This is a genomic window from Falsiporphyromonas endometrii (assembly GCF_042654485.1).
Classification (GTDB): Bacteria; Bacteroidota; Bacteroidia; order Bacteroidales; family Porphyromonadaceae; genus Porphyromonas; species Porphyromonas endometrii.
The window spans coordinates 1-592 of sequence record NZ_JBHSGO010000055.1 but is presented as its reverse complement, the minus strand read 5'-3'; the positions used below and the strand labels follow the sequence as shown (position 1 = coordinate 592).

Sequence of the window (592 nt, the reverse complement as noted above, 5' to 3'; positions counted from 1 at the left end):
GTGTGGAAGCCTTTATGAGTCGCAAGCTTCCCTGTCGCCTGGAAGCTCTGATCATCGATGCCACCTTTATTCCGGTCAGGCGCGGAGGCAGTTGTACCAAAGAGGCCTTCTTTGTGGCCATGGGTTTAAGCGAAGACGGGCGACGTGAAATTGTCGGGATCTACAACAATCCAACCGAGGGAAGTCATATTTGGAGATCCTTCTTTTCGGACTTGAAGGCACGCGGGCTGAAGGAACTGAAACTGATTGTTTCGGACGGATTGTGCGGGATAGAAGAGGTGGCTTCGGAGTGTTTTAAGGGGGTGTCGGTTCAATTGTGTACCGTTCACAAGAAGAGGGAACTTCAGGCCAAAGTGAGACCGCGGGACAAGGCTTTGTTTTCATCGGAATTGAAAGAGGTATTCAGTACGGAATCTTCTGTAAGGAGTTCTCGAGAAGGGGTGGAACGAATGAAAGCGTTTTGTTCAAGATGGGGCAGGAGTTATCCTTTTCTTTTGAAATTCAGAGAAAGTCCGAGGCTTCCGTTCTATTTCACCTATCTCGATTATGCTCCCGAGGTCAGACCGTTTATTTACAGCACCAATTGGGTGGA

General features: G+C 48.8%; 1 protein-coding gene. It reads left to right on the top strand.

Going from position 1 to position 592, the window contains the following annotated elements; genetic code table 11:
- A partial coding sequence (locus ACFO3G_RS03190; RefSeq protein WP_380077935.1) for an IS256 family transposase occupies positions 1-592 on the top strand: 592 nt, incomplete at both ends.